The sequence below is a fragment of the Halalkalibacter akibai JCM 9157 genome, assembly GCF_000513135.1.
Taxonomy (GTDB): Bacteria; Bacillota; Bacilli; order Bacillales; family Bacillaceae_D; genus Halalkalibacter; species Halalkalibacter akibai.
Genome location: NZ_BAUV01000001.1, coordinates 159,230 through 175,059, shown reverse-complemented (window position 1 = coordinate 175,059; position 15,830 = coordinate 159,230). Strand labels below are relative to the sequence as shown.

Here is a 15,830-nt window from a genome sequence, read left to right as displayed (position 1 = left end):
AATAACCGCATGACCATCATCATGCGGCTTAGCTTATGAATTCGCCCACATTAACAAACTTGCACAACCTAGCACTTCTTCTGGAGGTCCTATTTGTTTAATCTTGCCGTTCTCTATAAAGACAATACGATCAGCTAATACCTTAGCATCTTCTTGATCGTGAGTCACAAAGATTGACGTGATTCCTGTTTGTTTTAATATAGCTCTTAACTCATCTCTAATTTTTAATTGTAAATTGGCATCAAGATTACTAAATGGTTCATCAAATATCAGAAGAGAAGGAGCTGGTGCAAGAGCTCTAGCAAGCGCCACTCGTTGTTGCTGGCCTCCACTTAGTTCAAAAGGGTAGCGTTTTTTATACTCCGTCAGGTTAACTAATGCTAACATTTCTTCGACTCTTTGATTTTTCTCTTTACCTGACATTTTCCTGAGTCCATATTTAATGTTTTTTTCCACTGTCATATGTGGAAAAAGCGCATAATCTTGAAAAACCATGCCCACTCCTCTTTTTTCAGGCGGAGTGAACGTATGTTGACTCATGATTGTCTTCCCACTAATGGAAATAGAACCGTTGCTCGCTTCCTCTAACCCAGCTATTAAACGTAAAATGGTGCTTTTACCGCTTCCGCTTTCTCCAAGTATACAAACAACTTCTCCTTGTTCGATGTCTATAGTAAAATCCTTGATCGTTGGTTCGCTCGCATTCGGATATTTATACTGTAAGTTTGAGATCTGTACAAACATTTAGCTCGACTCCTTATCTAAGACTTTATGGAAGACAAAAATACAAAGTGCACTTATTAAAATAATCAGAACAGAAGCAGATGCTGCCTCATTAACCATTTCATCATTTGCATAAACAAAAGCTTTCGTAGCTAAAGTGGAGAAATTAAAAGGTTGCAAGAGCATGGTTAATGGCAACTCTTTTAAAATGTCGACAAACACAAGAATAAAGCCACCCATGATTCCACCTTTAATCATAGGGATATCAACTTTGAAAAACGAACCTATCGTTGATGAGCCTAGCGTTCTTGATGCATCCGTGAAATTCGTTCCAACTTTCTCAAATCCGGCATCAATTGAGTTAAATCCAACGGCTAAAAAACGAATCACATAAGCTGAAATCAGGACAATCAAACTCGTACGGAAGAAAAAGCTTGGCTCGGCCTGAAAAGATTGAAACAGACTGTAAATATAATCATCTAACGCTAAAAATACAGTGATAACGGCAATGGCAATTACAGCACCTGGAATGGAATACCCTAGAACACTAAGTTTAGAAATAATTTTACTAACCACTCCGCGATGTAGCCTCGTGTAATTGGCTATAATTAAAGCGAGAACGACAATGACTGTTGCCCCGACCGCTGCGACAAAGAATGAATTTTTAATAAGAGTGAAAAATTCAACACTCCAAATTTTTTCAAACGTCATAAACACCCAATAGATTAATTGAATAAAAGGAATTAAAAAGGCAATCGCAAAAATCCCAAAACAATAACTAAACGCCATCCATTTTTTTGTACCAGATAACAGCTGAGGCTGGATCGGTTTAATTTTTGATGTTGAGTAACTATAGCGTTTTCGACCTTGGATGATCTTTTCAAATACTAAAATAAAAATAACAACAATCATGAGTGTCCCAGCTATCTTAAAAGCACTATCTAGATCGCCCATCCCAAACCAAGTTTGGAAAATAGCTGTGATGAACGTTTGAACTCCAAATAATTTTACAACCCCATAGTCATTAATAATTTCTAGCATGACGATCGTAATACCACCAACAATGGCAGCCCTTGAGATTGGTAAAATCACTCGAAAGAAAACTTCGAAAGCATTTCCACCTAATAAGCGAGCGTTTTCAATAATTGAAGATGGTTGATTTTGCAGAAAACTTTTCGTAATAACAAAAATATATGGAAAAAGGAATAATGTAAAAATAAAAATGGTTCCTTCAATGTTCATAATGTTAAAGTACTGTTGATTTACTGAAATATCAAAGTTGTTGCGCAAGGTTGATTGAATAATACCTGTGTAGCTCAATATGCCGTGGTACGTATATGCACCAATAAATGGTGGAATGGCGAGTGGCAAGATCAAGCCCCATTTTAAGAAGTTTCTTAGTGGAAATTGGTAGGCTGTAATAAGCCAGGCTAAACTTGTTCCTATGATGGTTGTTGTGATGCCTGTGAAGAACAGTATTACAACTGTATTGCGAATGATATCGGCTAATAAAAATTCTTTAATGTGTATCCAATTGTCGTTTGATTCTGAGAAGAATTCAACAGCGATCAATATATTTGGCATGAGAATGATGGCAATGAATAGGAAACTTAGTACAGCCCAAATATCTAGTTGTTTTTTCATTTGTTGAACTACCTTCATGGCTGCCACTTCCTTAATCGCTGTATTTAAAAATTTGTTTCGCATTATAACGTGTTCGTTCCATTCCGCTACAGTCACTCGCTTTCCGCGGGGAGGTGCCAAGCCCCCACGACATTCGTCTGTGGTGTCTTGCCCTACCTCTTTATCCCGCAGGAGTCGAGTGACTTCCGCTTCATTTCACTATGAGTTAAAACCTTATTATTTGTACCGCCCATTTATATAAGAGAATAATTGTTTAGAAATAGCAATGTACCGTATCTTTTGGATACGGCACGTCTACTATTCTATCATATTTTCTTATTTCCAACCAACTTCATTGAATAATTGGATGGCTCTTGCGTTATTTGTTCCTAGGATGGTTAGGTCAATGTCTTGTTCTTTGAACTCGCCCCAAGATGCTAGAAGTTCAGTTGGCTCGACCTTTGGATTTACTGGGTATTCGTTATTTCCTTCAGCAAATACAAATTGTGCTTCTTCGCTCGTTAAGAACTCGATGAATTTAATTGCATTTTCAACGTTTTTAGCATGCTTTGTTACAGCTGCTCCACTGATATTAATGTGTGTTCCAGTTGTATCTTGGTTAGGGAAGAAAATTCCAACATCTTCGCCAATTTTCACTTCTTCGGGATTCTCAGAATTTAATAATCTTCCTACATAGTATGTGTTAGAGATGGCCACATCGCCTTCGCCAGCTACAACCGCAACGACTTGATCTGTATCGCCACCTTGTGGTTCTCTTGCCATGTTTTCAACAATTCCAGCAGCCCATTCTTTTGCCGCTTCTTCACCATTCAATTCAATAAATGAAGCAAGAATAGATTGATTGTAAATATTTTCAGAAGAACGGATTAACACTCTTTCTTTCCATTCTGGCTCAGTTAATGCTTCATACGTTGAAAGCTCTGATGGATCAACGCGGTCTTTAGAATAAACGATTACACGTGCACGTTTCGTTAATCCGAACCACTCATTATCATCATCACGTAATTTATCCGGAATATTTGCAGTTAATACTTCACTATCAACTGCTTGAGTTAACTCTTTTTCTTTTAATCGTGCCAGGTTACCTGCATCAGCAGTAATAAACACATCTGCTTCAGTTGCTGGACCTTCTCGGTCAAGACGTTCCATTAACTCATCGCCTTTACCTTCAACCACATTTACAACAATTCCTGTTTCTTCTGTAAAACGGTCGTAAAGTTCACGATCCGTATCATAATGTCTGCTTGTATATAAGTTTACAACACCAGCATCCTCTGATTCAGTTGCTTCTTCACTCGCAACTTCACTTTCATCTTGCTCTTCTACTTCCACTTCAGCTTCCTCTGTTGGCTCAACTGCTGGTTCTTCGTTAGCACCGCAAGCTGTCACAACTGTAAGAGCCAATGCTAACAAAGCAAATAACATTAATTTTAAAGCTTTACTCATCGTAATATTCCCCTCCATATGTATCTGTTTATTAGTGGTAATGAAATTCATTATCAACTAGTACATTGATTATCATAATAGAGTTGATAATCAATGTCAACGGGTTTTTAGAATTTTCGTTAACTAAAATTTCAGTTCGGTGAACATGCTTAACAAAACAGACACAAACGTTTTGTACATACCCATTTCATATTTGGGAAAACTACATTTCAAATGATGGAAAGGGAGTATAAAATTGAAGACATCAAAATATCTAATTGTAATGACCCTTTTACCTTGGCTTACCCTCCCCTTTATTGGTTCAAAAACGTTAAAACGCTTTCTACCAGGAGCATTGTTTATGTGTGTGTATGTTTTTCTTGAAGGGACTTTTGGAGAAAAGAAAAAATGGTGGTGGTTCCACTTTAATGTGAAGCCTAATGTGTTAGGAGAAGTACCGCTTATTATTGGTCCGTTTTTTGTCGGTTCTCTTTGGATATTAAAATACACTTTCGGAAACTTTAAATTGTACCTTTTGACTAATCTTATCGTCGATTCTATTTTCACTTATTTTGGACTGACTTGGTTTAAAAAAATAGGGTACGTTTCTCTAGTACGATTAAGTAAACTACAGCTTTCTCTTGTATTTATGATTAAATCGTTTGTTATGTATGGGTTTCAGGTGCTTTATGAGAAGGTTTTCTCAAACAGAACATGGAAACAAGCCTATTAATGAACCGCATGACCTGATGGTCAAGCGGTTCTCTCTTCTACTAGGTAACACTTTTTAACCGAATAGAAATGTAGATGGATTGATGCATCTCTTTCTGCCAAAGTTCTTGATTTTTAATGACAGTGGTTTATCTACTGTTCAATTTGATCAAACAAAAGTTGACATACTCCACTTTTTATTTTTATGTCATAAACACCGGAGTTGATTTCCGTGAGTATAAGGTCTTGCTTTCTTACACTCACCTCTAATGCCTGATTCGTTCTGATTCTACAGACCTTATTATCTTGAGTTTTTATTGTGCAGGATTTTAGTTTATGATTATCCCAACTTAAGTCTACTTCATATCCTCCCCTAGCTTTTAGACCTTTTACCATTCCACTTTTCCATGCTTTTGGAAGAGCAGGTAGCAAGTGAAGCTCCTCATTATGACTTTGCAGTAACAGTTCTGCTATACCAGCTGTTCCTCCAAAATTCCCGTCAATTTGAAATGGTGGATGGTTATTAAGTAAGTTAGGCAATGTAGAGGATCTTAATAGATCAAGGATATTTTGATAAGCTAGTTCTCCTTCTTCTAAACGGGCCCACATGTTAATAATCCAAGCCCGACTCCACCCTGTATGACCCCCACCATGCATTAATCTTCTTTCAAGGGTAACTTTAGCTGCTTCCGTTAGTTCTGGTGCTGTCCGCGGAGAAATTTGATTACCAGGATAAAGGGCAAACAAGTGTGAGATGTGACGATGTCCAGGTTCTGCTTCATCATAATCTTCTAACCACTCTTGTATTTGACCATGCTTTCCTATTTTAGGCTTAGGTAACTTTTCTCTTAGTCCCAACAGTGTGTCTCGAAATGTTGGATCTGTATCTAAGATCTCACTAGCTCTAATGCAACTAGAAAACAGCGCAAAGATGATTTGACTGTCCATGGATGGTCCTTCGCACAACGTTCCACTTTCACCATTAGGCAATATATATGTATTTTCAGGTGATACTGAAGGCGTTGTAATTAAAAGACCCTTTTCGTTTTCAACGAGAAAATCTACGAAAAACAAGCAAGCTTCTTTTAACGTATCATAAGATTTTTGTAAGAATTCTACATCATTAGTAAACTCATAATGCTCCCATAAATGTAAACATAGCCACGCTGCTCCCATCGGCCAAATGGTTGCTGGCAAATAAATATCTTGTGGCGCTGTGTCTCCCCATATATCTGTGTTGTGATGAGCGGTGAAACCTCGGCATCCATACATGGTCGCTGCCGTTTTTCTGCCGTTTTCCTTTATTTTCTCAATATGATCAAATAACGGTTCATGACATTCTGATAGATTACATATTTCTGCCGGCCAATAATTCATTTCCGCATTAATATTAATAGTATATTTACTATCCCACGGTGGTAACATTTGATCATTCCAAATCCCCTGTAAATTAGCAGGGAGGGAATCAGGACGACTAGAAGAAATTAATAAATAGCGTCCATACTGAAAGTAAGTACTAATTAACGATGAATCCTCTTCTCCCTGTTTCACTAGTTCTAAGCGTTGATCTGTAGGCAGGTCTGAATATTGAGGAGTCGACTCATTTATTTGTAAATCCATTCTGTTGAATAACGCCTGATAATCATTAACATGAGCTTCTCGTAACTCATCGTACGATTTTGCAGCAGCCTGCTCAATTGTTTTCAAACATTGTTGCTCAGGATCTTCAAAACGATAAGAAGTGGCGGCAGCAAGAATCAAAGTAACCGCATCTGCTTTTTCAACGATTAAATGATTTCCAAGCGTTTGCACGGTTCCATTTTCAGGAATTGCTTTTATCCCACATCTAAATGCAATTCCATCTTTCCCTCCAGTCTCTCCTCTTAACATCGTGCAGTTAGGAGACAACGCCTCTAGTTCGTCAAAATTCCTTCCGTTTCCACGATCCAAACGTGTTTGAAATGAGAGTGAACCTTCTTTTGAGGCGGTCATCCGAATGACCATCACTTGATCTGGATAACTAGTGAATATTTCACGGTTAAATGTAACATCATCTATCGTATACTCCACCTTAGCCATAGCCGTTTCCAAATCTAATTGTCTAGAATAATCATTTGCTTTTGTGCTTGCATGGTTCAAGTTTAGTAGTAAATCACCAAGAGGTTCATAATGACGTTGTGTTTCTGGTACACCTGTGAATGCGAGTGCCGCCAGCTCTTCAGCTTCTTTCAATCTTCCATCTTTTAATAGTTTTCGAAGTTTCGGTAATTGCTTTAATGCATCCGGGTTATTACGGTCTCTTGGTCCACCATACCAAACAGAATCTTCATTTAATTGGATTCGTTCTTTCGTCACATGACCGAATATCATCCCACCTAATCGACCATTTCCCACTGGCAAAGCTTCATTCCAATCTTTTGCCGGTTGTTTATACCATATTGTATTCTTCAAGTTGTATCCCCTTTCATAAACGACTAGGATTAGCTTGATCGTGTAAAGTTAGAATCCCTATTCCAATGTAAAAGAAGCTAAGCTAGCCCGACCATTTCCTGTGTACGTAATATAAATTGCCTGGATACCGTCTGGGATCGCTATGTCAGCAGAATATTCGGTCCATACATTTGTAAACTCAACCGGTATTTTTCCGAGCGCCGGACCATCCCAACGTGTTTTCACTTCAAATTTACCATTACAATAGCCTCTTACCTTAATTTTGACTTTTTTGATCCCTTTACAGTTAAAATATTTAAATCCTGCTGTTGCAGAATCTGTCATATTAGCGATGTATCCTATTTCTTCATCGCCGTCTTTTCCATCCTGGGTTATTTTCGGAAATTGGCTGTCCATCCATAAATCACCTGTATATATTGCCTCATCTCGGTGAATTAAATTGCATGCTATATATGCTGGATACTCTCCCTGTCCAATAAGTGGACCACCATTAGAACCACAAGATGTCATTTCTACCTGCGGAATTGTACCATCACTTAGAAATTCAATTGCCTCCACACAACCTTGTCGGCTAAAATTCGATCCATTGGTATGTCTATGATAGAAAATATACCACTTATCCTTGATAGCAGTTATACTGCCATGGTTATTTCCACCATAGTACATGGGCTTGTCTGCTGGTTTATAAGATTCAATGTGAAGATCATTATTGCTGATAATGACTCCTTGATAGATAAAATCCTTTGTTGGATGTTTGCTTGTAGCGTAACATAGCTCATGCATGACAACAGAGGAATAGATCAAATAATAAGTATCCCCTTTTTTCCTTATTGAAGGTGCCTCAAAAAATTCGTGACCCTCGAAACTACTTCCAGCACTATAAGGTTCACTCGGAGCGATAAAAACAGGCTCTTCTAAAATAGTAAACATATCCGGTCCAAGTACCGTTGCCATAGCGCCGCTCCTCGATTTATCACCAATTGCACAAAACCCTGTATATAAATACGTTTTGTCTCCTTCCGTTAACACCCCAGGATCAAACTGTGGCTCGTCCCCAGCTCTTTCTCCTAGACGTACTCCATCTGAATAATGAACATATCCGTAGAATTCATATTTTCCTGCCGGCGTATCACAAACCGCTACTGATACAACGGGAACTTTATCAAGTACATAATACAAATAATATCTTCCATCCGGCCCAACCGTAACGTCAGGTGCATAAAGACACATTCTCCCATCAGGATTCAGCGGGTCATCTGTTTTTTCATAAATCACACCTTCGTAGCTCCAGTCTGCGAGATCGTCCACTGGTGCAGACCAGCAAACATAATCGTTTAAACAATAGACATGGCCGTTAAAACGGTCATGAGACCCGTAAACATATACTCTGTCATTAAACACATGCGGTTCCCCGTCTGGAATGTACTCCCAAGACGGGAGGTAAGGGTTTAGTCCTTGTTTTTTCATTGTGTGCACCTCTAATTATTTAAATTTTTAATGAATTTAGTTTGTAAACGTTTTCCTTCATAAATAATATTACGCTGTTTAACTAAAGAAATAAACCGATTTTCAATAGGATATATCAATAACTGTATAGGATTTTTTTAAAACAGGGTCAAAAACGACTGGTTGTTATTTATCCCTTATAATATTAATCCTTATCTTTTATATTTCCTCTGTTCAATATATAATCTAAACGGAAACATTCGTTCTACCTAGAGGAGGGAAAGTAATGTTAACTTTAACAGAAGCCGCTTATCTTGCAGGAATAATTGATGGAGAAGGAACAATTACATTATCTAAAATGCACCTCACTGAGAATAGGAGACCTATTATTTCCATAGCTAGCACGGACAAAGAATTACTCGTTTATATTAAACAGTTAGTTGGTGGCTATATTACAACTAAGAAAAATTATAATCCTGCATCACACAAAGACTCCTTCGTTTTGACTATAAAAAATAAGAAAGATATATTTAGTACTCTTAACTATATTGTTCCTTACCTTAGAATTACCCAGAAGAAAAAACGGGCAACTCTAATATTAGAGAAATATGATAAATTGACCTCTCGTAACGGCAAATACACTCCCGAAAAGTTGGTCTTAAAACAACAATTTGAAGAAGAATTTTTATCAATAAAATAAGTTCTTTCGTAATGATTGTTGCTTTGAATATGGCCTACTGCTCATAGTGAAATGGAGCGGAAGCCACTCGTGTAGAGGACCGGGCGAGACCTCGCAATCGTGTTGAGGAGGCTCGGCTCCTCCCCGCGGAAAGCGAGTGGCTGCAGCGCAATGCAACGAACTTGTCCCTACACTCAAACCCCTAAAAGCAACAAATTATGCGAAAACAGTCATAAAATAAAAAGAACCGCATGACCTATGCGGTTGTGACTTGAACCATTACTTTGCCACGAGAAGTATCATATCTTTGCCAATGGTTCGTATGTCTGGATTTCTACTTATATTTTTTCCAACTTTCACTATTACCTCTAGGAAAATAATGTATATTTCCCCTTACCACCTTTAAGATTTTGCAACTTTGGGCAAGGTTACGAGGCGTATAAAAACTTCAGGCAAAAGTATAATTCAGTGTGTAATATCACATTTTCCCTTAACATTCTTGTACAGTATCGTTGTACCGTGCAGTATATAGGTTGTATTTTGTCTTGGTTATTCAACATCAGCGCCTGATTGTTGAAGAGTATAATTAAAGAAAAGCACCAGCTAGTTGATCTTCAAGGGCATCTTTTCAAGTGTTTATACCTAATTAGTCTCTAATATACCAGATTATTATAAATGTTTTTCATTTAACGCCCACTACCAACAACTTTACAAATAATCGACTCCTACTTTCTCCTTATTAAAGTCTTCATCGTACTGCAATTCAAATGCTCTACGAAAATCGGACAACAAATTTGTTTTATTATTTATTTCATCTACTACCCATGGCTGTAATAAATAAGGAAATGAGGCATTGTTTAAATCGCTAACAAAATATTGTGAAGTTGCTTTACCAACCATCATGTTTTGTTCAAGCTCTAATACAGCACCATCGTGTAACGGAAGAGGTAATGTTCGATTATTTTGTTGATATAACGCATATATTATTGCTTTTTGATAATCGTTAAGTTTTTGTAGTCTTATTTCTGCTGTTGCATAAAAATTCTTTTTGGATTTAGCATTAGAAATAGATGTAAAAGTTTTATATAGTAAATTCACAATGAGGATAGACATCGAAACAATGAATACAATTCCAATAATAAAGCCATATTTTTCTCTGAAACCAAGCATATACATTCGTACTATTAATGCTGTAGGTGAGAATAAAAGGATACCACTCGCTAATGACAGGGCAGCCATGATTGTCGTAGGCAGGGTTAGAATCTCTTTGATATTAAAATCTATCTTCATAAAGTCCTCCTGATATATTTCTTTTCTTAACAAACCAATAGATTTGTTAGAGTAAGTAATTTTATATGAATTCCATGTTTTAATATTATTCCTCTTTTCCAAACTAACTTCTCTATTTTAAGTACATTTCTCCACAATGTTTTGCTTAACAATCTAGCCTTTAAAAGAAAGAAGCGCTTCTCCTTGTTCATGTGTACATGGAAAGCGCCTGTTTTGGGAAGAACACTACGTAGAGTAGTTTAAGATTTAAAGAGATATTAATTTTCAGGATTTCAAATCGCTTAAATCTCTGAAAAACATTGGTGATTATATCACTCATCCATCTCATCAAATTCAAAGTCTGCCTCGATTTCCTCTATTCTTAAATCTAGGTAATTATTAATTTCATCAAGAACACCATTTATGTCTCTGATTATAGGAATTTGCGATTGTAAATTATCCTTGTAAAATTCCATATAAGTTGTCTGTTGGATCTCTTTGGTCGCTCTTTTAGGGATTAAATATTTAATAATACTGTCTTCTAAATCAGCCATTAAATCGGAGGTATATAAAATTAGATGGTAATTTTGAAACCAGAATTGTTCGTTCTGCTTTTCTTTTAATATACTGATTTCTCCTTTTTCAAATAATCCATCTTTTAGATAATATGAAATTAATATTTGATTATTTGTTTCTATAACTGCACCTTTTGTTTCAGATAATATATCTGTAAAACCAAAAGATTTTATTGCATAATAAAAATAGAGTTGCTCTTCATTAAATAAGTTTTGAAGTGACTCTTTATATCTAACCTTTAAAAATTTATGTAACCTGTAATTATCAAAATTACTCATGTTACTAAATCTATTAACTGTATATAGCAGTGACTCAGGATTCAATTTTAACAAAAAGCATAACTGGTGGTAGTCATAGTCCTTGACCTGAAATTTCTCTAAATCCAACTCTATAAAATATTTTGTTTTGAAAAAGTTATTTATAAAGACTTTTTTAAGTTTTTCATCCTCTAAATTCGAAAGTCTATATACAAGCTGATTAATGAAGTATAGCTTGTTATCATCCTTCTCCTTATTAATCCTAATATTAGAGTGTGCAATTAATTTTTTCCAATACCTTGCAACCAAGTTGTATTTGTTAAAAGTTTCATAAGTCCAAACTTCCTTTTTGGTATCGTTTCTCTCAAGTTCATATTGTTCTAATACTTCATCAAAAATCTTTATTACATTATCAGCATCATTCTTATTGCAAAAGAAGAAAAAATCATCAGAAAAATAAGAGAACTCACAATCTATGCCTGATTCTCTAATTTCATTTTGAATGTCCTTACTAATATTCTTCAAGTTGGATTCTGCGAAAAATAACGATAAGTAATTCCCCATTATTAGACCATTTGTTTTCCCAATATTCATATTAGTAAGAAAGTTTTCCTTGTGTCCTTGATAATCTATTAGATGCGTGTATATTCTTCCATAATACTCCTTAATATCTACTTTTATTAAATTGTCATATACGCACAATCTGTTAAAGTCTTCCTCTAAATGTCTATCATACTCACCTGATACAAAATCTCCAGTACTAATGTTTGCAGATAATCGTTTATGTAAAGGATCCATATCTTGAATTGACTCAAAGTTTGATATATCCTTGAAATGCTCACAAGCAGCTACAAAATTCAATATATTAGGTATTTTTAGTGTGCGGTGTTTATCTTCTTGTTTTTTCACTCTAAAGTTAAATGGCTCAACCCAACTTAACTTCTTAATTTCAATTGTGGATATATCTGCTGGGAATCTCAGACTTTCAATATCAAGAAAATGCTTTACCGAATTTTTGAAATTGTATAGACTATTAAGATTCATTCTTTTCCCCCGTTTAAATAATTTCTTTTTTGAACACCGCTTAATCTAGTTTCGATGGTTTAACAACAATGGATTATAGTCAACTGCATCGTTACTCGTACTAATTCACAACCCATTACATTTTAACATATATCTCCAACTTAATTAGTAACCTCTCTTCCACAATCTGGCCCAATTGTGGAACCCTACCACCGATAAATAAATCTTCTTTACTTTAAAGCACATTATTTCATAAACGAAATTATTTATTGTGCAGTATCCGTCTACTCCGCGGCAAATAACGCTGTTTTTTTTCATCTTTTCTACTCAACATAATCTTCCTGTTATACTATATATAAATACAATCAATTACCATAAAAAAACAGACATTTAATTAAAAATAGTCTGAGAAATATAATGCTCATTCTTCAATTCAATTCGAGCAACTGCTTAACAATCGCAGATATGATGTAGTAGGGTTTACTTTAAACCCATTTTCCTGAAAGATACGTGTTGCTAAATAGCCTCGAAATGCTAGACGTAATCGAAAATCGTCAATAGAGATATTAATATCCCCTTCGATAAATCCATTTCTAACTTGATAGCTGTACATCGACTAACGTAGCCCCCTCTGCCACGATTTCAACGATTCAGTGCCACTGAACAGTTTTCAATCACACCCTCCACAATGTTGATTGCTACGTACTTAGGCATATTTACAGGATCTTCGTGCTTTTTGTTTATATAATCGGTTTAAAATTAATGTTCAAGAAAATATTTAATCAGTAAATATTAATAATGAAATTCGGAAAGATAAATAAAAAAGAAAGGAGCCCATAAAATGCGTATGCCAAACATTGTTCGAATTATTTTATTGGTAGCCCCTTGGCTTTCAATTTCTTTAATACCCAAAAGATCCTTTAAGCAATTTCTTCCTGTTACTCTTTTTGCTTCAACGCTTGTAGCTGGGCTATGCGCATTAGCAGTACCTTATAAATGGTGGGTTGTAGAAGGTGGCTTAAAAAACAAACTCCTTAATGATGGAAGTTTTATATTAGGACCATTTTTTGTTGGAACAATATGGATTTTTCACTTCACGTTTGGAAATTTCAAACGCTATCTATTAATAAACTTGCTCATCGATTTGTTTTTTTCTTACCCTTTAAACTGGATATTTCAAAGAATGAGACTTTATAAATTAGTACATTTCACACCAAAACATATATTTTCTATATTTACATTGTTTGCATTTATAATTTATGGATATAAATTATTATTAAGTCGTTTAAAAATTTTTTATTTAATAATATCTAGAGGTTGCCTCGTTGGGCAACCTCTTATTTACTTTCTATATATGGCTGGGTAGTGACCAACAAATATGATGTAGTATATTTTCCTTATCTTATCTTAAGTGCTAGCGAAACCTTAAATAGATGTTAGGTCCTGAGTAACAATCCACTATTAATTAGAAGATTTTGTAGACTTCAAAAAAATTCAAGACCAATTCACAAGAAGAAATATGAACTTTTTCCCACGCCTTAATTTCCAGCACTAATTTCTCTGAACATAAGCTTTAACCAGTTTCCCATCTTTCTTTTCCTCTAGTAAAGTATGGCCATTGTGCTCACACCATGAAGGTAAATCCCTAACAAATTGTGAATCAGTTGCTGTTACTTCTAAAATTTGTCCTTTTCCCATTTCTTTTACTGCTTTTGCTACACTTATAATAGGTCCTGGGCACTGAAGGCCGCTAGCATCTATTTTTACATCTGGTCTAAACTCTTGGCAATCAAGTCGTGCCACACCGGAGTCGTCCGTTTTCATATCACAGTCTTTCTTTTTGTTGCTATGCACTGAAGAGTAGGTTTTCCAGCCACCATCTAAATTTTTCACTTTAAACCCATTTTCCTGAAGGATTCGTGTAGCTAAATAGCCTCGTAACCCTACTTGGCAGTTAACATAAATCGTTTCATCTTTCGGAAGCTCTGCTAGACGTTCCCTGATGTCATCAACAGGAATATTAATGGCCCCTTTGATAGATCCCATTTCTAACTCGATAGGTGTACGTACATCGACTAACGTAGCACCATTTGCCACGATTTCATCGATCTCGTACCACTGAACGGTATCAATCACACCTTCCACAATGTTGGTTGCTGCGTAACCTAGCATATTTACAGGATCCTTTGCTGAAGAATATGGAGGAGCATAAGCTAGCTCTAAGTCAGCAAGGTCTACGACAGACAATCCCCCCTTAATTGCTGTTGCAATCACATCAATTCGTTTATCGACCCCATCCTTTCCAACCGCTTGAGCTCCATATATTTTGCCTGTTTCTTTATCAAACACTAGTTTGAATGCAATAGGTGCTGCTCCGGGATAATAGCCGGCATGTGAGCCAGGATGAAGATGAATCACTTCATATGGAATCCCTAAACGTTTTAATGTCTTTTCATTATTTCCTGTCGTCGCCACCATATAGTCTAGAACTTTAGCAATCGAAGTCCCAAGTGTACCGTTATACTTTGTTTTCTTTCCATAAATATTATCAGCTACAAGTCTGCCTTGCCGATTTGCCGGCCATGCAAGTGGAATCATCGTCGGCTTCCCGTTAATATAATCCTTTACTTCAATAGCATCACCAATTGCATAAATATTTGGGTCGTTTGTTTGTAAATAGTCATTTACTTGTATTCCTCCACGTTCTCCAACATGAAGGCCAGCGTGAACGGCAAGTTCATTCTCTGGACGAACGCCAATCGATAAAATAATGAGGTCTGTCTCCATTCGCTTACCGTTATTTGTAACAACAATCTTTCCTTCGCTTTCGAAAGAACGGACTCCATCGTTTAAAACAAGGTTGACTCCCTTTTCTTCAAGATGCGTATGAATGATGGATGCCATTTCATAATCTAACGGGGCCATCACCTGGTTAGCCATTTCAATAACCGTGACATCTATCCCACGTTTATGGAGGTTCTCTGCCATTTCTAAACCAATAAATCCACCACCAACGACAACCGCACGCTTTGGTTTCTCGTTATCGACATAAGACTTAATTTTGTCTGTATCTGGTATGTTTCTCAAAGTAAAAATGGCCTTTGCTTCATTCAAACCCGGAATCGGTGGCACGATTGGACGTGCCCCTGGTGAAAGCACCAAATCATCATAAGACTCTTCATACGTATTCCCCGTTTTATGGTCTTTGACTTGGACCGTTTTTGCTTCGCGATTAATTCCAATGACCTCACTAAGGTTACGGATGTCTAAATTGAACTTTTTTGACATTCCTTCTACCGTTTGCACTAATAGCTTTTGGCGATCTTTAATCGTCTCCCCAATGTAATAAGGTAAACCACAGTTAGCAAACGATATATATTCTCCTTTTTCAAATAGGACAATTTTTGACGTTTCATCTATTCTTCTTAAGCGAGCGGCTGCTGTTGCACCGCCTGCGACTCCACCGACAATTACAATTTTTTTACTCATTATTTTTTCCCCCTAGTTAGTTTTCTAATTACCTTATAGGTATATACCTATATAGTATGTTACAAGGTTACTCTCTTTTTTGATGTGATTTAAATCACAGTTTAGCCTTTTTTATTTTAATTTTATAAAGCTAACCT

11 protein-coding genes are annotated in these 15,830 nt (G+C 36.2%); 3 read left to right on the top strand and 8 right to left on the bottom strand.

Annotated elements, in window-relative coordinates:
- Positions 1-33: 33 nt before the first annotated feature.
- The 3 genes from JCM9157_RS00885 to JCM9157_RS00875 all read right to left on the bottom strand — a co-directional run bounded on the left by JCM9157_RS00885 (position 34) and on the right by JCM9157_RS00875 (position 3,813).
- Complete coding sequence (locus JCM9157_RS00885) at positions 34-744, bottom strand: ABC transporter ATP-binding protein (protein ID WP_035661068.1); 711 nt, start codon at positions 742-744, stop codon at positions 34-36.
- Positions 745-2,385 carry an ABC transporter permease gene (locus JCM9157_RS00880; RefSeq protein ID WP_035661272.1) on the bottom strand — a complete coding sequence of 547 codons (1,641 nt, stop codon included), beginning with the start codon at positions 2,383-2,385 and terminating at the stop codon, positions 745-747. It abuts the gene before it with no gap.
- 297 nt (positions 2,386-2,682) lie between these two features.
- Positions 2,683-3,813 (bottom strand): Fe(3+) ABC transporter substrate-binding protein, encoded by a 1,131-nt coding sequence (locus tag JCM9157_RS00875; RefSeq protein WP_035661067.1) that lies wholly within the window; start codon positions 3,811-3,813, stop codon positions 2,683-2,685.
- Positions 3,814-4,048: 235 nt separating this feature from the next.
- Here JCM9157_RS00875 and JCM9157_RS00870 point away from each other — a divergent pair, with 235 nt between their 5' ends.
- The gene (locus JCM9157_RS00870; RefSeq protein ID WP_035661064.1) at positions 4,049-4,525 is read left to right on the top strand and encodes a hypothetical protein; all 477 of its coding nucleotides are present in this window, start codon (positions 4,049-4,051) and stop codon (positions 4,523-4,525) included.
- Positions 4,526-4,656: 131 nt separating this feature from the next.
- On the opposite strand, the gene JCM9157_RS00865 is transcribed toward JCM9157_RS00870, so the two are convergent.
- Together JCM9157_RS00865 and JCM9157_RS00860 are read right to left on the bottom strand one after the other, a co-directional pair.
- Positions 4,657-6,954 carry a glycoside hydrolase family 95 protein gene (locus JCM9157_RS00865; protein ID WP_035661062.1) on the bottom strand — a complete coding sequence of 766 codons (2,298 nt, stop codon included), beginning with the start codon at positions 6,952-6,954 and terminating at the stop codon, positions 4,657-4,659.
- A 57-nt stretch (positions 6,955-7,011) separates the two neighbouring features.
- Positions 7,012-8,421 carry a family 43 glycosylhydrolase gene (locus tag JCM9157_RS00860; RefSeq protein WP_035661059.1) on the bottom strand — a complete coding sequence of 470 codons (1,410 nt, stop codon included), beginning with the start codon at positions 8,419-8,421 and terminating at the stop codon, positions 7,012-7,014.
- Positions 8,422-8,686: 265 nt separating this feature from the next.
- On the opposite strand from JCM9157_RS00860, the gene JCM9157_RS00855 reads away from it, so the two are divergent.
- Complete coding sequence (locus JCM9157_RS00855; protein ID WP_035661057.1) at positions 8,687-9,100, top strand: LAGLIDADG family homing endonuclease; 414 nt, start codon at positions 8,687-8,689, stop codon at positions 9,098-9,100.
- A 687-nt stretch (positions 9,101-9,787) separates the two neighbouring features.
- On the opposite strand, the gene JCM9157_RS00850 is transcribed toward JCM9157_RS00855, so the two are convergent.
- Together JCM9157_RS00850 and JCM9157_RS00845 are read right to left on the bottom strand one after the other, a co-directional pair.
- Entirely contained in the window at positions 9,788-10,369 is a 582-nt protein-coding gene (locus JCM9157_RS00850) for a superinfection exclusion B family protein (RefSeq protein ID WP_035661055.1), read from the bottom strand.
- A gap of 311 nt (positions 10,370-10,680) precedes the next feature.
- The gene (locus JCM9157_RS00845) at positions 10,681-12,225 is read right to left on the bottom strand and encodes a hypothetical protein (RefSeq protein WP_035661053.1); all 1,545 of its coding nucleotides are present in this window, start codon (positions 12,223-12,225) and stop codon (positions 10,681-10,683) included.
- Between the two features lie 820 nt (positions 12,226-13,045).
- Here JCM9157_RS00845 and JCM9157_RS00835 point away from each other — a divergent pair.
- On the top strand, positions 13,046-13,570 hold the full coding sequence (locus JCM9157_RS00835; RefSeq protein ID WP_175576994.1) for a hypothetical protein: 525 nt from the start codon (positions 13,046-13,048) through the stop codon (positions 13,568-13,570).
- Positions 13,571-13,755: 185 nt separating this feature from the next.
- On the opposite strand, the gene cdr is transcribed toward JCM9157_RS00835, so the two are convergent.
- Complete coding sequence (gene cdr, locus JCM9157_RS00830) at positions 13,756-15,693, bottom strand: CoA-disulfide reductase (RefSeq protein ID WP_035661048.1); 1,938 nt, start codon at positions 15,691-15,693, stop codon at positions 13,756-13,758.
- Between the last annotated feature and the right edge of the window lie 137 nt (positions 15,694-15,830).